Source organism: Limnofasciculus baicalensis BBK-W-15, assembly GCF_024178385.1.
Lineage (GTDB): Bacteria > Cyanobacteriota > Cyanobacteriia > Cyanobacteriales > Coleofasciculaceae > Limnofasciculus > Limnofasciculus baicalensis.
Map to the genome: position 1 here is coordinate 1 of NZ_JAMZMM010000100.1, position 17,690 is coordinate 17,690.

16 protein-coding genes and 1 tRNA gene are annotated in these 17,690 nt (G+C 41.7%); 7 read left to right on the plus strand and 10 right to left on the minus strand.

Annotation, left to right across the window (positions count from 1 at the left end; genetic code table 11):
* Window positions 1-358: 358 nt before the first annotated feature.
* The 3 genes from NJ959_RS12040 to NJ959_RS12050 all read right to left on the minus strand — a co-directional run bounded on the left by NJ959_RS12040 (window position 359) and on the right by NJ959_RS12050 (window position 2,786).
* A complete protein-coding gene (locus NJ959_RS12040) occupies window positions 359-598 on the minus strand; it encodes a 2Fe-2S iron-sulfur cluster-binding protein (protein ID WP_254011997.1) in 240 nt (79 codons plus the stop codon).
* 200 nt (window positions 599-798) lie between these two features.
* A complete protein-coding gene (gene cobQ / locus NJ959_RS12045) occupies window positions 799-2,301 on the minus strand; it encodes a cobyric acid synthase CobQ (protein WP_254012012.1) in 1,503 nt (500 codons plus the stop codon).
* Window positions 2,302-2,375: 74 nt separating this feature from the next.
* On the minus strand, window positions 2,376-2,786 hold the full coding sequence (locus NJ959_RS12050) for an Npun_F0494 family protein (RefSeq protein ID WP_254011998.1): 411 nt from the start codon (window positions 2,784-2,786) through the stop codon (window positions 2,376-2,378).
* Window positions 2,787-3,463: 677 nt separating this feature from the next.
* Between NJ959_RS12050 and NJ959_RS12055 the strand changes: the two genes are divergently transcribed.
* The gene (locus tag NJ959_RS12055; protein WP_254011999.1) at window positions 3,464-3,898 is read left to right on the plus strand and encodes a peroxiredoxin; all 435 of its coding nucleotides are present in this window, start codon (window positions 3,464-3,466) and stop codon (window positions 3,896-3,898) included.
* Between the two features lie 51 nt (window positions 3,899-3,949).
* Here NJ959_RS12055 and NJ959_RS12060 read toward each other — a convergent pair whose 3' ends face one another.
* A complete protein-coding gene (locus NJ959_RS12060) occupies window positions 3,950-4,672 on the minus strand; it encodes a Uma2 family endonuclease (protein WP_254012000.1) in 723 nt (240 codons plus the stop codon).
* 295 nt (window positions 4,673-4,967) lie between these two features.
* On the opposite strand from NJ959_RS12060, the gene NJ959_RS12065 reads away from it, so the two are divergent.
* Window positions 4,968-5,396, plus strand: coding sequence for a helix-turn-helix domain-containing protein (locus NJ959_RS12065; RefSeq protein WP_254012001.1), 429 nt, complete (start codon window positions 4,968-4,970; stop codon window positions 5,394-5,396).
* A 172-nt stretch (window positions 5,397-5,568) separates the two neighbouring features.
* On the opposite strand, the gene NJ959_RS12070 is transcribed toward NJ959_RS12065, so the two are convergent.
* Both NJ959_RS12070 and NJ959_RS12075 read right to left on the minus strand, forming a co-directional pair.
* The gene (locus tag NJ959_RS12070) at window positions 5,569-6,228 is read right to left on the minus strand and encodes a Uma2 family endonuclease (protein ID WP_254012002.1); all 660 of its coding nucleotides are present in this window, start codon (window positions 6,226-6,228) and stop codon (window positions 5,569-5,571) included.
* 267 nt (window positions 6,229-6,495) lie between these two features.
* Window positions 6,496-6,567: transfer RNA gene (locus NJ959_RS12075), tRNA-Gly, on the minus strand.
* Window positions 6,568-6,636: 69 nt separating this feature from the next.
* On the opposite strand from NJ959_RS12075, the gene NJ959_RS12080 reads away from it, so the two are divergent.
* The 4 genes from NJ959_RS12080 to NJ959_RS12095 all read left to right on the plus strand — a co-directional run bounded on the left by NJ959_RS12080 (window position 6,637) and on the right by NJ959_RS12095 (window position 9,903).
* Entirely contained in the window at window positions 6,637-7,491 is an 855-nt protein-coding gene (locus tag NJ959_RS12080; RefSeq protein ID WP_254012003.1) for an Npun_R2479 family HD domain-containing metalloprotein, read from the plus strand.
* Window positions 7,492-7,649: 158 nt separating this feature from the next.
* Window positions 7,650-8,765: an ABC transporter permease gene (locus tag NJ959_RS12085; protein WP_254012004.1), complete on the plus strand. Its 1,116-nt coding sequence runs from the start codon at window positions 7,650-7,652 to the stop codon at window positions 8,763-8,765.
* A gap of 97 nt (window positions 8,766-8,862) precedes the next feature.
* Window positions 8,863-9,504, plus strand: coding sequence for a type I restriction endonuclease subunit R (locus NJ959_RS12090; RefSeq protein ID WP_254012005.1), 642 nt, complete (start codon window positions 8,863-8,865; stop codon window positions 9,502-9,504).
* Between the two features lie 90 nt (window positions 9,505-9,594).
* The gene (locus NJ959_RS12095) at window positions 9,595-9,903 is read left to right on the plus strand and encodes a hypothetical protein (protein WP_254012006.1); all 309 of its coding nucleotides are present in this window, start codon (window positions 9,595-9,597) and stop codon (window positions 9,901-9,903) included.
* A gap of 155 nt (window positions 9,904-10,058) precedes the next feature.
* Here the strand turns inward: NJ959_RS12095 and NJ959_RS12100 are convergent, their stop codons facing one another.
* The 3 genes from NJ959_RS12100 to NJ959_RS12110 form a co-directional block, all read right to left on the minus strand.
* A complete protein-coding gene (locus NJ959_RS12100) occupies window positions 10,059-11,039 on the minus strand; it encodes a LysR family transcriptional regulator (protein ID WP_254012007.1) in 981 nt (326 codons plus the stop codon).
* 343 nt (window positions 11,040-11,382) lie between these two features.
* The gene (locus NJ959_RS12105) at window positions 11,383-13,176 is read right to left on the minus strand and encodes an ArnT family glycosyltransferase (RefSeq protein WP_254012008.1); all 1,794 of its coding nucleotides are present in this window, start codon (window positions 13,174-13,176) and stop codon (window positions 11,383-11,385) included.
* A 168-nt stretch (window positions 13,177-13,344) separates the two neighbouring features.
* Complete coding sequence (locus NJ959_RS12110; protein ID WP_254012009.1) at window positions 13,345-14,718, minus strand: aldehyde dehydrogenase; 1,374 nt, start codon at window positions 14,716-14,718, stop codon at window positions 13,345-13,347.
* Between the two features lie 135 nt (window positions 14,719-14,853).
* On the opposite strand from NJ959_RS12110, the gene coaE reads away from it, so the two are divergent.
* The gene (gene coaE / locus NJ959_RS12115) at window positions 14,854-15,438 is read left to right on the plus strand and encodes a dephospho-CoA kinase (RefSeq protein WP_254012010.1); all 585 of its coding nucleotides are present in this window, start codon (window positions 14,854-14,856) and stop codon (window positions 15,436-15,438) included.
* A gap of 124 nt (window positions 15,439-15,562) precedes the next feature.
* Here the strand turns inward: coaE and NJ959_RS12120 are convergent.
* Window positions 15,563-17,690 (minus strand): HEAT repeat domain-containing protein (locus NJ959_RS12120; RefSeq protein ID WP_254012011.1); only part of this gene is annotated, 2,128 nt, incomplete at its 5' end.

The window sequence follows — 17,690 nt, forward strand, 5'->3', positions numbered from 1 at the left end:
TCCCAGAAAACCTTTTGCTACGATCGTAAAATCCAGATCTTCCATGAAGATCATAATAGATGCGATCGCGGTAGTTCATCGTTAACATGCTAAGATTGTAGCATATCTACTACGACTTCGCCAAGCAGTAGATGTAATATTAATGGGCATCGTAGCTTGCTTCTGCGAAGCAGTACCCATTAATATTACGCGGGGAGTCCATGTATCCCGCCGCCAAATGGAGTACCATTATGGCGGGGGTCTTATCGCTCCCCGAACCCCTCATTAGGATAAATAAACTTTTGCTGAAAGTCGCCACCTCTATAGTTGGTGCTTTAGCCCTAAAGCGCCAACTACGAACCCAGGAAAACTGAATACTTTACCAAGTAGGATCGCTGTAAAGATTAACGGTTAACTGTTGGTAACCAATTGGTACAGAACTAATACAGCAGCATATTGTGTCTCCATTGTCAAGCTCCACTTCACAAGCATGACAAGAACCCATCAAGCAACCTGTGGGAATAAACACGCCAGCACGTTTGGCAACTTGAAGCATTGGTTCTCCCACCTCGGCATCAATGGTAATATCATCTGGCAAAAATCGAATATTAACAGTCATTGGTGGGTTGTTGGTTGTTGGTTGTTGGTTGTTAGTTGTTAGTTGTTGGTTGTTGGGTTTTACTAGCAATAAGGACAATTTATTTTTACTTTTGACTTAAGCTGTTCATCATTTAAACTGGGATGTCAAGATTTGGCAAAAGGTTATGGGATATAAAGTGTAAATTCTGGTATATCACAGTTTAAATGCAAGACAGCTTATCACTCATTCTGAGAGGGTAAAACAGGACTCAAATCCAAATGAGTTTCCACCAAATCTGCTAGTCTATTTAAAAGAGCTTCTCGCTGTTCGCGGTAATTGGAAATCCCAGTGGGGAGAGAGGAAAGTCCCCGTTGATTGCGGAGATGATTCAACCAGGAACGTCGCCAAGGTCCATTATCAAGTAAACCGTGAAGATAAGTACCCCAAACCGATTGATTCAGCTCAACAATGCCCAATCCAGGGTCATCAAACAAGGGTTTATAAGCTAACGTTTTAATAATATCCGATCTATTCTCCACAATTCGAGAACGTCCTTGATGGATTTCGTAACCTGCTACTGGTAAGCCAATATAAGGGTAATTAGAGGTAACTAGGCGCTGACGAGCAACTTTGTTCCCGCCAATCCAAGTCTGTATCGGCAATAAATTCAACCCATCATATTGTCCCTCATGACCTTCAATTCCGTCAGGATCTGTTATCTTTTGACCGAGCATCTGGAACCCACCACAAATGCCTAAAACTGTACCACCGGAAGCAGCATATTTTTGAATTTCTGCGGCCATTCCCGTTTGTTGCAGAACTAATAAGTCACCAATTGTAGTCTTTGTACCTGGGATAATAACTGCATCAGGATATCCCAAAGAGCGGTCTGGTGTGAGATATTTTACTGTAACGCTGGGTTCTGCTTCTAGGGGGTCAAAGTCAGTAAAATTAGAAATCCGGGGTAGCCGAATTACAGCAATAGTAATTTCACTATCTGGCTTTTTCTGAGGGTTACGATCTAGTAAACCGAGGGAATCTTCTGCGGGGAATATATCTTCTACCCAGGGAATCACTGCCACAACAGGAATTCCCGTGCGGTTTTCTAACCAATTGATACCGGATTGCAATAGCGATCGCTGTCCTCTAAACTTATTAATAATCACTCCTTTAATTAAAGCCCGTTCATCTGGATCGAGGAGTTCTAGCGTACCGACTACATGAGCAAATGCACCGCCGCGATCGATATCAACTACAAGTAGAGTGGGGGCATTTAGATGCTTGGCTACTCGCATATTAGTCAAGTCACGATGCTTTAGGTTAATCTCGGCTGGGCTACCTGCACCTTCGCACACCACCATATCGAATTCATTGCTCAGACGTTTTAAGGATTTTTCAATTGCTTCCCAACCGCGATCAAAATATTGCTCATAATACTCAGCAGCGCCAACTTGACCTACCACTTCTCCCATCAGGATAACCTGAGAGGTCATATCTCCTTGGGGTTTGAGTAATATGGGATTCATCTCCACACAGGGGATTACATCAGCAGCCCAAGCTTGTACCGCCTGTGCATGTCCAATTTCGCCTCCGTTTGGCGTGACATAAGAATTCAATGCCATATTTTGCCCCTTAAACGGGGATACACGCCAACCACGCCGCGAGAGAATGCGACAGATTGCTGTAACTAGTAATGATTTTCCTGCGTGGGATGTAGTTCCCACCACCATAATTGCTTTCATATCGGGGAATGGGGAGGAGAGTTTTGAGTTTTGAGTTTTGAGTTTTGAATTAAAACTATTTCCTAGGCTCTTATTCAAATAGGCAGTCGCAACCAGCGGTTCAATGTATGATAAAGCCGATCTAATAGTGACGGAGGGGGTAATGTCTTTCCTTCGTTAACCCATTTTTCCACAAGGTAGCGTCCCAAGGGTGTTAAGCGGAAACTATCGGTGATACCTTGTCCATCAACTTCTCGTCGCAAAATACCGACTTGAATTAACCAGTTTAAACTACTTTCTACTGCCAATTCCGATAGGGGGCGTTTGGTATACTGGAGTTCAACCCCTGTTTGAAGTGCGATCGCGCCGATGGGAACGCTATTGCCACCCATTGCGACAAATAAAGGTAACTGAAAGGGCAAACAACAGATTGCTCGCTGGGCGCGACGGACACTGCGAGTTGGATATTGAATTAACTGGGTGTTTTGAGACGGAATTAAAGTCATCTTTCTTCCTCCCTGGAGACTCCCGCCATAGCAGAACTGGCGCTTGGCGGCGAGAGGAAAGGGCGGGCGGGGTCTAGGCAACATAAAATTAATTCCCAATTGAAACACTCATTGTAGGTTTTTTGATTGGAAACCTACAAAACCTCGGATTTCTCCGATAAAGTTAGCTTTGACAAAGTTAGAAGTCGGTACTATCCCTGGCATCACTGGCTTAACCCTTTTAAACCTGTTTAACCTTTGAGTTTTAGAGCTACGGACTAGCTACGCATCCATAGGTAAGAACTTAAACGCTTGCTTCTAACGTAGGCATTCCTGCCTGAGTCTGGTCAACTAGGGCTATATTGCAGAGCAAGCGTTATAGTCGGTACTCCGATTTAACGGCGGGTTGTTGACTACAATATTTTTAAAATTCACAGGGGACTGACCCACCATCCCATAGTTATATCCTATACCAAGTTGCAGCTCTTAGTATTCCGTCAAGAACTCACCGTTTTAGACCAATTTAATATCCAATTTAGATGCGCATCAGCTTAGAAACCCGGTTTTTCAGAAAAACCGGGTTTCTGGAACCCCTCAAAACTAGTGTGGCTCCCTACAAGGACTTTCGTCCGGAGAGTGTCAAAGCGTGTAATATTTACAAGGGAATGTTTGCATCGCTATTTGAGGGACGAATATCTATGGCTTTACAAGTTGGTACGAAAGCTCCGGCATTTACTGCCAAAGATGCTGATGGGAATACCGTTTCGCTGTCAGACTTGGCAGGTAAAACTGTTGTTCTATATTTTTATCCGAAAGATGATACTCCTGGTTGTACCAAAGAAGCGCAAAGCTTCCGAGATAACTATGCCGAATATCAAGGCAAAGATATGGTTGTTCTCGGTGTCAGCACTGATGATGAGGCATCTCATAAACTGTTTCAGGAGAAGTACGGGCTGCCTTTTCAGTTGCTAGCAGACTCAGATAAAACCATCACTAAGGCTTATGATGTGGATGGCGGTGGTTACGCCAAGCGCGTCACCTATATTATTGATGGCGACGGCAACATCGCTCATGTGGATGAGGCGGTGAAAACGGCTACTCACGCTCAAGATATTTTAGCGGTGATGGGTTAAGGTTTACTGGTAGGGAATAACTCTGGCTATTTCCCTACCAGTTTAATGGGTTTAGATGCTATCTGGATCGATGTTTAATTCGCGCAGTTTCGCAGCTAATCTTTCAGCCCGTTGTGCTTGTTGTTCGGCACGTTGTGCTAATCTTTCAGCCCGTTGTGCTTGTTGTTCAGCCCTTTGTCTTTGTTGTTCAGCACGTTGTTGGGCTAATTCTCGCTCTTCTTCCAATTCTGAATAGGAAAGAAACTTTTGTCCATCGGGGCGATAAATTTCTAATCCTTCTTCTCCTAACTCAAATCGCACTCCTAATCGCGGACTTACCCATCCTAACATTGGTTCGATTACTTCTAGGAGTCCGTCAATTCTTTGCCAACCGCTTAACTCAGTGTATTGTGGATCGTATAGGTAATATTCCTCGACTCCATAGCGATTGTAAAATGAAAATTTACGATTCATCTTGGTTTGACTGTCATTGAAAGAACGAATCTCAAATATGACTTGCGGACCAATACCATCTTCTTCCCATTGTAGGTAAGAGCGTCGCTCATTTTTCGGTCTGCCAAATATTATCATGACATCTGGGGCTTGGGATATGTTAGGAGTGCCCTCTACTGGATACCAGAGTAAATCGGCTGCGACAAACACATTCTCTTCATTTTTATATAGGGATTCGCATCCTTCTTTGATTTTGGTAATTAGTTTGTACTGAATGGTACTATCTGCCATTGGGTTATCGTCGCTTGAGGGATAAATAATGGGTTCAGTTGTCAGTTGCATAGCTGTTACCATCCATAAGTTTATTTATTCTATTAGCAACCGCCACAGCGATTAGGACAAGGGGCTTAAGCGGGGCTTAAGCCCCTTGTTAACGTGAGTTCGACGGTTTTTGAAAGCCTTGCTACAAAAGGATCTATTTTATTGGGTTTTTTAGGATTTTCACGAAATCATCAGGGTTTCAGCAATTTTCGTCGAACTCAGGTTGTTAAAATTTGCTAGCTCAGAATGCCTTAACCGCCTTGGCGACTGCTATATCTTATAATTGGGTAATAATACTATAGCGCTAGGCTTATTTATGGTGGGAACAACTGAAGCTGCTTTTTTGCTGGGTATATGCTGTCAGAGAGTCAGACAGCTACTCCAAGCTGGACGAATTATCGGTGCTGTCAAAGTCGGGAGATTTTGGCGGATTCCTTTATTTAAGGGAATGCCAAGAGTAAAGGCAATGGACAGAGGTACAAAAGGTACCTGGCGCAAACGACCGCAAGAGGCTGCCTCGATTATCCACATTTTCAAGCAAAAACTGGATGGCGATCGCAAGCAGAACACAAATTCTCCTGTCATCGTTGTGAAACAGGGAAGTCGCACCACATACTGTCACTCGGCTTTCATTGATGGAGCCAGCCGGATCGTTTATCAGCCGGAACATCCTTTAGCTTGTGGCGCGAGGTTGTGGATTGAGGTAGAAGCAAATGTAAATGTGAAAACTGAACTTTTTGGTTAGCCGTTAGATGAAATAATTTCTTCTAAGGGGTGGCGATGATTGTTATTGGTAACACTTTTTAACGAAAGATTTTCATTTACCATCACCTTAATTTAGATTATCGTTACCACTTGTACCCTTTAAAATCATATTGCCTAGTCCTTGATGATTACTGAGAACTAAATCTTCCTCATTATAAACCAGCAATTTGCTGGGAAAACCACATTGCGGCCATCCCATTTCCATTAGACAAAAGTTTTAACGTTTCCGATAACAGAGAAATGGGAAAACCATCAAGGGCTACAGATACTTGACATTCCCAATACTTCCCATCTTCCTGTAACCGAAATGCTAATACTCTTTCCCCTTTAATATCTATAACCCAATACTCAGGAATTTTCAAAGCCGCATATAACCGCTTTTTTTCATCTAAATCGCTTGCCAAAGTAGTATCAGCAATTTCACAGACTAAATCGGGCACTCGCCAATTATCTAAATTAATTCTACGGGGTTCGCCTGCTTGCCACTGAGGAAAATCTTCACCAATATATAGAACTCTATCGGGCGCACCTCCACCCACTTTTGGCTTTTCAATGACGCAACCGCCGAGATCGTCAAAAGCTTTTATTCCTTTATTAGAAAACCACAAGACAAATATCATTGTCAATAGATTGTTGAATCTGGAGTGATTAATTCCTTCATTACCCATATCAATTAAAAGATAGCCTTGATAAAAAAATATCCTAGCTTGCTCCAAAGAAGGATTGTCACAGGCAGCAATAAAATCTTCCCATCTGGCAGCTTGCCATTGGGGAATTGGAGGATTAATGGGGGATAAGGTTACACTAGTCATAATTCAGATTAAAGCGAATTAGGGTTAATTTATGACTTTTCTCGTAATACTCTAGAAAATTGCTCTCCTCTACTGACTGGGATAATATTTTTATCAGGACTTACGCAGCGATGCTACTCATAGTTTGGATGGTGCGAAAGCATTGCATAACGCACCCTACAGAGGTAGGCTTTGCGTAAGTCCTGTTTATTATGAATTGTAAAATTTTCCCTCTGCTGCACGGCTGCATAATGGCGCAAAAGCTTGATATTATTAGATTTTCGACTAAGCGGGTGATGGGACTCGAACCCACGACGTTTAGCTTGGGAAGCTAACATTCTACCACTGAATTACACCCGCACGCCCCTACCGATGGCAAGTCAGTAACCATTATACAATAAATGGGGGGATTTAGAGCGAGTACCGAAGATGTTTAACGCGACTGAAATACTGATTAATTCGTTTGTACACAAACTACGGGATGGCTACCACCGGACTTACGGAGGGCTGAAGACTGACTATGAAGACATTATCGCTTGGGCGGGCAGCATGGCAATGGAAAATATTGCCAATAGCGATGCTCTCTATCATAATGTTGAACACTCCATCCTGGTAACCTTGGTAGGGCAGGAGATTCTCCGGGGTAAACATATCCGCGAAGGCGGGGTAATGGTGGAAGACTGGTTGCATTTTATCATTTCCCTACTTTGCCACGATATTGGTTATGTCAAGGGAGTCTGTCGCCAAGATAGAGAAGCTGAAAGACTCTACGCGACGGGGCAAAATGGGGAGATGATTTACCTGTCGCCTGGGGCAACGGATGCTTCCCTGACACCTTATCATGTCGATCGCGCTAAATTATTCGTTGATGAGAGGTTTGGTGGCCACAGGCTGATTGATGCTGAGATCGTTAAGTTTAATATTGAACTGACTCGTTTTCCTGTGCCTAAAGAAGGCGATCATCGAGATACGTTGAATTACCCCGGTTTACTTCGTGCTTCGGATTTAATCGGTCAACTTAGCGATCCGCGCTATCTTAAGAAGATTAGTGCCCTATTCTATGAGTTTGAGGAAACTGAAGTCAATAAGTTTTTAGGATATCAGAATCCTGGAGATTTGCGATCGGGCTATTCTGGATTTTACTGGAAGGGAGTGTATCCTTACATTCAGGATGCTCTGCGCTACCTTCAGCTAACTCAGGAAGGGAAACAGATTATCGCTAACCTCTACTCTAATGTGTTTGTTGTCGAACATGAGAAGAAGGAAGAAGCTTTAGGTGTATAGTTATTGGTTGTTGGTTGTTGGTTATTGGTTGTTGGTTGTTGGTTATTTGTTGTTGGTTATTTGCTAATAGCTAATAAATTTTTATTTTCCCTACTCCTCACTCCCCACCGCCCGATACGGCATCCGCTGTTCCATTCCCATACCGACTTGAAAAAGACATGAATTGGTGGCAGAAACTGAAAAAAAATCCCCTTGCTTCTTTTGGGGCGATGGTGTTGTTAATTTTTTATTTAACAGCAATTGCGGCTGATTTTGTGGCTCCTTACAATCCTTATGATTCCCAAAAGGATGGTTCCCTACTGCCGCCAACTCAAATTTACTGGCAAAATTCGGCAGGACAGTCAATCGGACCCCATGTCTATCCTACCACTCAAGGTCCGACCGATTTAGAAACGGGCGATCGCAAACTCTATGTAGACAAGACGAAACCCTCGCCAATCCGTTTCTTTGTTAAAGGTGCTAGTTATAACTTGTTTCAGCTTCGTCTGCCCATTGGCGCAAAATTTGCGGAAGTAGAAGTATTTAGCGGGATTCCTTGTAACTTACACTTATTTGGCACTAGTGGTGAAGGTAAAATTAATTTATTAGGTACAGATGAGCAAGGTAGAGATCAATTAAGTCGTCTGATTTATGGTAGTAGAATTAGCCTCAGTATTGGGCTAGTTGGGGTGGCTATTTCTTTTCCTCTGGGCATATTAGTTGGGGGAATTTCTGGTTACTTTGGTGGGTGGTTGGATGCAGTTATCATGCGCTTAGTGGAAGTATTGATGACGATTCCTAGTATTTATCTACTAGTGGCATTAGCTGCTGTTTTGCCACCTGGTTTAACGAGTGCCCAGCGTTTTCTATTAATTGTTGTCATTACTTCGTTTATTGGTTGGGCGGGGTTGGCTAGGGTAATTCGGGGACAAGTTTTATCGATTAAAGAGCGGGAATTTGTCCTGGCATCTCAGGCGATGGGTGGGAAATCATTGTATATTATTGTACGCCACATTTTACCCCAAACTGCCACCTATACAATTATTTCAGCAACATTAGCAGTCCCTAGCTTTATTGGTGCTGAGTCGGTTTTAAGTTTAATTGGATTAGGAATTCAACAACCAGATCCTTCTTGGGGAAATTTGCTATCTTTAGCAACAAATGCTTCTATTTTAGTTCTTCAACCTTGGTTAATTTGGCCTCCTGCGGTTCTGATTGTTTTGACGGTATTGGCTTTTAATTTACTGGGAGATGGTTTGCGAGATGCCCTCGATCCCCGGAGTTTGCAGCGTTAGGTACGACGCTACTCATAGTATGGATGGTGCGTTAACTTTCGCATAACGCACCCTACATTAAACACTTTTTTGACTAAACCTTTATCTGGTGAAATCAATGGTTCAAACTTTACCTATTGCCAAAACTATAACTAGCATTGCGGAGTTTGAAGAAAGGTTCAACCTCACGGCAACAGACAATAACCAATTCTTTCCCGAGTGGTATCAAAACCTCCCAGAATTAAGCGATGAAGAAAAGGAATCTCTAGACAAAATATACCATAGATTCTTACGCCACAGGCGACGTGGTAAACTAGCAGAAGGTACGGTTAATCTACTATTAATTTCTCCTTTACTAGAATTAGCTGGCTTTTATGACGAACCCTTTTTTATTGGCACGGAAGCTCAAGTCGAAATTACCTTAGAAGACAGAGATGAATTACTGCGGGGTAGAATTGATACCCTGGTGATTCAGGAAGAATTGTGGGTGTTGGTAGTTGAGTCGAAACAGTCAATTAGCATGGCGGCAGCAATACCCCAAGCCTTAACTTATATGATGGGGAATCCTCATCCAGAAAAGCCAGTATACGGAATGGTAACTGATGGGGATTTGTTTATGTTTATTAAGCTGCTTAAAGAAGAGCCACCTCAATATGATTTTTCCGATACTTTCTCCCTATTTCTGTTGCGACAAAATAAGCTATATGACATCCTGCGGGTGTTAAAGCGGATTGGTGAGTTGATTAGACATCTTGCATAAATCAGAAATAAGGTGAATAAAAAAGATGTTTTTAAAAGGATTTGGGTAGAGGTCAATTTCAAGAAATAGTGTAGAGGGATAGAATTAATTATGAAAATCAGTCATTATCTTGAACCACAACTGTATCACTATAGTGAAGGTATTCTTCCAGGAGCTGAAGAGTTCATCAAACAGTACGCTACCTATCGTATTGAACCAACTACAAGCTATGTTTTTTCAGACGAATCCAAGTTGAGCGAAGCCATATCTCTGTTGGTGAAATACGGATTGTCTGTAGGAAGATTCTATAAACTTGAACTGACAACCAGCGAATTAGCAACTTATCCAGCGATATATCTGGGCATGTATTGTACTTTTGAAGATATCTTAGAACTTACTGTGCCTTTACTTCCAGAATAGATAGGACAACATTACTTAGCCGTTATTCATGTCCTATCAGGCGGAAGATTTTGGTATGATTTAAACCAGGGAGAGCGATATCTCCCAGATTTTTTGGAGTCAGATGCTGTGGGAGAGTAGAAGTAAGCCACAAACTTCATGATTGAGTATAAGTTTTAGTTTCCATCTTTACCCTGACTAGAGGAATCACCCAAAGAGAATTGACTCACTCCTGGAATGGTGCGAGCAGCATTTTTCTCAGCTAATTCCTTCCCTTCTGTCATCAAATAATCCAGAAAGGTACGAGCGACAATTGATAATTGTTTCCCACTAGGATAAGCAGCATACCAATATCTTTCGATGGGAAATTTTTCCACATCTAAAATAGTTAGTTGGCTGCTACTGCCTTCCAAAGCTAAGGTGTGGCGGGATAAAATGGATATTCCCAAACCGCCAGCTATTGCTTGCTTAATTGCCTCATTACTTCCTAAATCAAGCTGGACTTTCAGGGGAATTTTATGCTCCTCAAATAGCTCTTGTACAGCTTTGCGTGTCCCGGAACCAGGTTCCCTCATAATGAAAGGTTCATTCCCCATAAGTTGGAGAGAGATATTTTTTTCATTCGCTAAGGGATGGTTGGCGGGGGCAATAACTACTAGGGGATTTTCTATAATACGCCGGGAGATAATATCTAGATGTTCTGGTAGTTGACTCATCACATACAAATCGTCTAAATTATCGCTCATGCGATTTAAAATATGTTCGTGGTTAGTCACCTGCAAAGAGATATCAATGCCGGGATAACGATGGCAAAATGGTCCCAATAAACGAGGAACAAAATATTTGGCAGTGGTGATTACAGCAAGTCGCAGTCGTCCTTGTTTCAGACCTTTTAAGTCTGCTACACTCATCTCAAATTGATCTAAATGTTCAAAGATGGTGCGGCATGTCTTGACAAGTTCCTCTCCTGCTTGGGTAAGATAGAGTCGTTTACCCACTTGGTCAAATAGCGGCATACCGACAGCCTTCGTTAGCTGTTTGACTTGCATTGAAACGGTGGGTTGGGTGAGAAAGAGTTCTTCTGCTGCTCGCGTAAAGCTATTGTGGCGAGCGACTGCTTCAAAGACTTTTAGTTGGTGTAGTGTGGATTGCTTCAACGATATTTCTCCTGAAAACTCTATTTGTATATAGATCTTATTCTATTCTTGTTATAGAAAGCAAGTAATTCTATCTATAGATTGTTAGGTTATTATAATAGATAACACCAAACAAGTGACAGTCTTCCTTCTATATGACGTTGCACGATAACTCAGTTGTTGGTTCGATCGCGATATCACAAAGGTATTATTCTTTATCTTACAGTGGAGCGCTTCGGCTTATAACTGGATTTTGTGTGACGTTTTTTTTGTTGTTGGTTGTTTGTTTTTTGTTGTTGGTTGTTAGCTATTGGTTGTTAGTTGTTGGCTATTTTTCAAATAACAAATAACATTTTGTTATTTGTTATTGGTTATTTGTTAATAGTGTAAAGCCTTCTGCTCTACCAAGAGTGAGGGTATGGGATAATTGTAATTTTTCTAATGTATCTCTCTCTAAGAGGAGGTAAGCTGGAGTTGAGGCTAACTTTTGTAAGGTTTCTGTATCTGCGGGGATGATTTGGCGATCGCTATAATAGTCTAAACTCGGGCGTTGATAGCTAAATGATGTATATATCGGCGTTTCTGGAGGTGTCTTCTCTCTAATTAATGCTGCTACTGGTTTGACTGGGAATACTTCGTTTAATTCCCAAATCCAAGATTTTGATGTCATGAGTAGTAGTAATATTAAATACATGCCGCCAAATAAAATTGGGATAAATGTGCGGCGTTGCTGTTTAAAGTGACAAGTAGCAAAAGCCATCATTGCTACTAGGATATAGCTCATGAGGATTAAAACTGGTTGGGGGTCAGCGATGATAAAATAGATTGAGCCTCCTAGACCGGAAATTGCGATCGCGCCCATCATCCAGACTATAATTCGGGAATATCTTTTTTTTGATGGGGTGGTGCGCAATATCTCATCGCTACTATTTGCCCAAAAATCCGCTAATTCTGCCCCAACTGCTAGGGCAAAAAAGGGGTACAATGGCATAATATACCAAGGTAGTTTGGTTCCCATGAGGGAAATCGTACCCAGATAAACGATAGTGCCAATTAAAACTAATATTCCCCAACTTTTCTGGCGTTTTTGCCAAGCGAGATACAATCCTCCAGGTAAAAATAATAGCCAAGGTAAAGTATATTTGAGTAATTCTACAATATAATACCAGGACGAACCGTTATTACCCTCAACTGATTGGGAAATTCTTTCTAATCCTTGAGATTGGAAGTGTACTTGCCAAAATGTTGCACCGTAATATTGCCATTGGGCAAGATACCAGACAGTAATTGGTAGATTACCGATGACAATGCCTAGCCAAAAATAGGGATTTTTGAATAATAAAACATGGGGAGTATCCTGTTTTGGCAAAGATACTTGTTTGTCGCCAGAGTTTTCACCCCCCCAACCCCCCTTGTTAAAGGGGGGAGCAAGAATGTCACCTAGGTTTTTGTTATTTAAGGGGGGAGGAAGAATGTCACCTGGGTTTTTGTTATTTAAGGGGGGAGGAAGAATGTCACCTGGGTTTTTGCCAGATTGAGATCCTCCCAAAATATGTCTATCGGCTAGAATAAAGAGTAAGGCAATCCCGCCTAGTAAAATAACTAATATTCCTTTAGTTAAGGCAATCAATCCCAGAAAAATACCAATACCAATTCCCCATCGCTTATACTGACGTGCCTTAAGTAGACATAAAATTAATAATAGAAAAAAAGAAACGATAGTACCATCTAACATCGCTAAACGTCCATGACGCACTACTGGTAACAGGGTTAAATAAACACTAGCAGTACAAGCAGCAGGTAGAGGTTGGGCAAATATTTCTCTTCCGACAAGATATATTAGAGGCACACCGCAAGCACTCAAGAAAGCACCAGGAAAACGAGTAGTAAATTCTCCTATATTTCCTAACTTATAACTTAAGGCGATTAACCAATCCATTAAGGGTGGTTTGAGGAGATAAGGTTTTCCCTGAAGAGTGGGATGGAGCCAATTTCCCGTGCGATAAATTTCTCTAGCAATTAGGGCACGAGTTGCTTCATCCCAGTCGCGTAATGGTAAGTTGTCGAGGGAAATAGTCCATAGGAGAAGTGCTGCTAGGAAAAAGCCTAAGATACATTGGGTTTCTGTTATATATTTGGTGTTAGGTAATTTGAACATTAAATTCTAATAATTATCAACTGATTTAATTTTCGTCAAATATTCCGTATTAGAAACCCGGTTTCTTAGCCCCATGGGTTTTATCAAAAAGAACCTTACTTAATAGACAAAATCAGCACTCTTTATTAACCAACAACCAACAACCAACAACCAACAACCAACAACAAATTAACCAACAATTCGCTTAATCAGGGACAACTTATCTTTGTAGGGTGGATAGCGCCAACTTTGATCGAACCAAAGTCCTTTCTTTAATACACTTTTATAATGGGAAAAAGTATCAAAACTTGCTTTCCCGTGATAGCTACCAATACCGCTATCACCGACACCACCAAATGGCAAATCAGTTACACCAACCTGCATGATAGTATCATTAATCGAAACACCGCCGGAAGAAGTTTGCTGTAATACTAATTCCTGTTTTTGCTTATCTTTAGAAAAGAAGTAAAGAGCTAAAGGTTTAGGACGAGCATTAATTTCTGCGATCGCAACATTCAAATCAGTATACTCTAGTACGGGGAGAATCGGACCGAATATTTCCTCTGCCATCACTGGCGAATCCCAGTCAACCCCGTCAATTACCGTCGGTGCGATATACTTTTCTTCGGGATTGCATTCCCCACCAACGACAATTTTGCCATCCTTTAACAGGGGTTGGAGTCGCTCTAAATGTCGGCGACTGATAATCCGGGCATAGTCAGGACTTTGAAATGGATCTCCACCATAAAAATCATTTACACATTTCTTGATTTCTGTCAATAGATCCGATTTAATCCGACTATCTGCTAAAAGATAATCTGGGGCAATACAAGTTTGCCCAGCATTGAGATATTTGCCCCAAGTAATCCGTTTGGCGGCATATTTTAAATCCACATCCGCGTCAATAATACAAGGACTTTTGCCGCCTAATTCTAATGTGACTGGAGTGAGATGTTTAGCTGCTGCTGCCATAATAATTTTACCAACAGCAGTGCCACCTGTAAAAAAGATGTGGTCAAATTTTTCGGCTAATAGTGCTTGACTTGCTTCCACACCGCCTTCTACGACAGCGATGTAGGGAGAATCGAAAGTTTTCTCAATCATTTTTGCGATCGCACCAGAGGTATGAGCCGCAATCTCCGATGGTTTAAGGATAGCACAGTTTCCCGCTGCGATCGCGCCAACTAAGGGAGAAATCAGCAAAGAAAACGGATAATTCCAAGGTGATATAATCAGAATAACACCCAAAGGTTCTGGATAAATTTGGGCTGAGGAGGGAAATTGATCGATACTTGTTGATACTTTTTTAGGTTTGCTCCAAGATTTAATATGTTTGAGGGCGTAGTTGATTTCTGAAATAGCAGCTATTTCAAAATACGCCTCAAAATCTGGTCTTCCTAAATCAGCTTTAACGGCATTAATAATTGCCTCTTTATCGTCTAAAATACCTTGTTTGAGTCGTTTTAGTTGTTCGATGCGCCATTCTACAGATTTAGTTTTGCCTGTGGCGAAAAATTCCCGTTGCTGGCAGATAATATCTTTGACTGGTGTTTGAGTAAGCATGTTAGTATCCTAATTGAGGGAGTGGGGAGTAGGGAGTGGGGAGTAGGGAAAATCCCAAATCCCAAATTCTTTCCTCCAAAATCCTGCCATCCCAAGATGGGGAATAATTATCTGATTCTATTTTAAGGCAAAATCTTGAAACGTATTATTGGTCTTACAGGCGGCATCGCCACAGGGAAAACAACAGTCTCGAATTACCTTGCCACTGCTTACCAACTGCCTATTTTAGATGCGGATATCTATGCTAGGGAAGCAGTACAACCTGGTACAAGAGTTTTAAGGGATATTTTTGCCCGTTATGGTGATAGGGTAAAGTTAGCAGATGGTACGCTGAATCGGCAAGGTTTGGGGGAGATTATTTTTAATGATACAGCGGAAAGAGAATGGGTAGAAGCACAGATTCATCCCTACGTGCGCCAGCGGTTTGAAGTGGAAATTGCTAGGAAAGTTGGGGATATAATAGTATTGGCGATACCTTTACTATTTGAAGCCAATATGACAGATTTGGTTACGGAAATTTGGGTGATTTTCTGTAATTTGGATGAACAATTAAAGCGGATAAGGGAACGGGATAGTATTTCTGTAGCAGCGGCACAAGCGCGAATTAATAGTCAATTTTATCTTGAGGATAAGGTTGCTCGTGCTGATATGGTTTTGGATAATTCTAGCACGTTAGATAATTTATGGCGACAAGTGGATTTGGCTCTGGGTTCGATTTAAAGGTTCGTAGTAAGCACTTTAGTGCTTCCAATTAGACATAGGCACTAAAGTGCCTACTACAAACAATGAAGCTTTTTTTTAAGCAAATGTTTTTAAATCAGTCGGTTATTTCGGCAATTAGCAATTACCGAGTGCGCAATAATTGCACAAAAGTATCGCTGACGGTATGATCTTTAGTATCAGCCGCATATTGAATCAATTTTTCTCGCAATTCCTTGGCATCATCTAAAGGTAAAAAAGTAGCTAACAAGAAGTAAACACCCCGAAATCGAGAATCGTTAATATGTTTAACTTGAAGTTGTTGTACTTCATCACCTTTACCGAGGAAATTTTGCACCAGGAAGAAATCCATAATTTTATCGTGGCGGAATAAGTATTCTTTTTTGGCTTCTCCTCCTTCATCTCGCCATTGACGGCTGACAACCATTTTATATTTATCGTCTGCCAACGACATTAAAACTTGGTAAAATCCATCCACAGGGATAACTTCTTCATCCTTAATTCGCATTTCATAGACAGCTTCCGAGAACTTTTTCAACGGGAATTCCTTATGCCATTCTTCCCAGTATTCAGCAGCCATTAATTTATATTGTTCTTCTTGTAAGCGAAATAAATTGGGCTGTTTTCCTTGGGATAGCATCAGGGAAATTAGAGTTAAATCCATCGGATTGGAAAGAATCCTTTTGGCTGCGGCTAATTCTTCTGGCGCTTGTTGTGGGTTTAGGGCTTCAGCTAAGTATTTGGTGCAAGCTTCTTTGTAATCGGTATTCTGAATTTTCGTATCTTTGGACAATTCCTCTGCACGATAAACTAAAAACTCCTCAATCTGTTGCTTCTCCAGAGGTTGTAACCAATAACTCTTAGCCGTTGAAGGGGGTATCCACTCCAAAGGTTGACTAGTCATAATGATATTGCCGCGAAAATAGTGTTCCACAAAATTGGTAATTTTCGCTCGCGTGTCGGCGCTGACTTCATTTAATCCGTCGATGCAAATATCAATCGCGCCACTATATATCAGATTTTTCAGGAATTCCGCATCTTGAGCTTGCCCGTGGAGTTTGGTTTGGATTGCTTCAATTACTCCATCATCGCATTTGCGGGCAGGTAAATAGACGACAATCCGGGGAGAGTTTTTGACTAGATGACGGATAAACATGGATTTCCCTAAGCCAGAATCACCGAATAAAACTAATTGCCCTTTGATTGTCGGTAAGGCTTGGGTAATGGGGAGAGTTTCCCCGGAGATGGGGATTTTAACTGGTGATTCTGGGAAGTAGGTTTTATCGTTAAAATAATCTAATTTCGCATCGGCGAGTAAGGATGGTTTGAAAGGTTCAAATAGTTTGCGGCGGAGGAAGGGAATCCAGGTGAGGAATAAGCCGACGTAACCGACACCGATAATTTTTCTTACCCAGGGATTCCAGAAGAAGATGGCTTGAATTTGGGGGAATTTGGGGTAGAGGAAGATGAGGATAAACCAAAAGGCGGCGTGAATAATAATAGTATTTCTGGCATTGAAAATCCACTGCCATACTGCTAAGTCATTGATGGCTGACTCGACTGTATCGGCTTGGTTGTATCCAGCTTGTTTCAGGTTGTGGGAGTGACTTTGCAGGAGGGTGATGTCTTGGGGTTTCCAAGTGACAAGGCGGGTAACTTCGGCTATTTTATCGGCTAAGTCTTTTTGTAAGCGTTTGAAGTCGTTACTGTCTTTCCAGATACTGAGAAATAGTTCGAGTGTTTTTTTACCATCTTCGTATTTGAGTTGAGTGGGAGTTTCTTGAGGATTGCCCAGCCATGTGAGGAGGGTTTTTACTTCATCTGTGCCGCCACTGAGGAAATAGGTGAGGAATCGCCAAGTTTCAAAGTTAATGTTTTGCTGATTTGGTTGGTAGAGATTATTCAGAACAACAATAACTTCATTTAATTCCAGTTTTCGGATATTTCCCAAAGCGTATGCGGCACTGTGACGAATATATAAGTCAACCTTTTCATCCTTGAGGATGTTGAGGATATCGGGGGCGTATTTAGCCCCTGCTTCTCCTAAATTACCCAAAGCTTCTGCGGCACTGCGACGAATAGATGAGTCAACCTTTTCATCTTTGAGGATGTTGAGGATATCGGGGGCATATTTAGCCCCTGCTTCTCCTAAATTAGCCAAAGCATCGGCGGCACGGCTACGAATATATTTGTCAATCTTTTCATCTTTGAGGATGTTGAGGATATCGGGGGCATATTTAGCCCCTGCTTCT

What these genes read in the sequence shown, in the direction of transcription:
- NJ959_RS12050 (WP_254011998.1), bottom strand. Translation starts at nt 2,786, where the DNA reads ATGACTTTAATTCCGTCTCAAAACACCCAGTTAATTCAATATCCAACT.
- NJ959_RS12085 (WP_254012004.1), top strand. Translation starts at nt 7,650, where the DNA reads ATGAATTGGTGGCAGAAACTGAAAAAAAATCCCCTTGCTTCTTTTGGG.
- NJ959_RS12110 (WP_254012009.1), bottom strand. Translation starts at nt 14,718, where the DNA reads ATGCTTACTCAAACACCAGTCAAAGATATTATCTGCCAGCAACGGGAA.
- NJ959_RS12055 (WP_254011999.1), top strand. Translation starts at nt 3,464, where the DNA reads ATGGCTTTACAAGTTGGTACGAAAGCTCCGGCATTTACTGCCAAAGAT.
- NJ959_RS12090 (WP_254012005.1), top strand. Translation starts at nt 8,863, where the DNA reads ATGGTTCAAACTTTACCTATTGCCAAAACTATAACTAGCATTGCGGAG.
- NJ959_RS12070 (WP_254012002.1), bottom strand. Translation starts at nt 6,228, where the DNA reads ATGACTAGTGTAACCTTATCCCCCATTAATCCTCCAATTCCCCAATGG.
- NJ959_RS12080 (WP_254012003.1), top strand. Translation starts at nt 6,637, where the DNA reads ATGTTTAACGCGACTGAAATACTGATTAATTCGTTTGTACACAAACTA.
- NJ959_RS12040 (WP_254011997.1), bottom strand. Translation starts at nt 598, where the DNA reads ATGACTGTTAATATTCGATTTTTGCCAGATGATATTACCATTGATGCC.
- NJ959_RS12105 (WP_254012008.1), bottom strand. Translation starts at nt 13,176, where the DNA reads ATGTTCAAATTACCTAACACCAAATATATAACAGAAACCCAATGTATC.
- NJ959_RS12065 (WP_254012001.1), top strand. Translation starts at nt 4,968, where the DNA reads ATGGTGGGAACAACTGAAGCTGCTTTTTTGCTGGGTATATGCTGTCAG.
- NJ959_RS12095 (WP_254012006.1), top strand. Translation starts at nt 9,595, where the DNA reads ATGAAAATCAGTCATTATCTTGAACCACAACTGTATCACTATAGTGAA.
- cobQ (WP_254012012.1), bottom strand. Translation starts at nt 2,301, where the DNA reads ATGAAAGCAATTATGGTGGTGGGAACTACATCCCACGCAGGAAAATCA.
- NJ959_RS12060 (WP_254012000.1), bottom strand. Translation starts at nt 4,672, where the DNA reads ATGCAACTGACAACTGAACCCATTATTTATCCCTCAAGCGACGATAAC.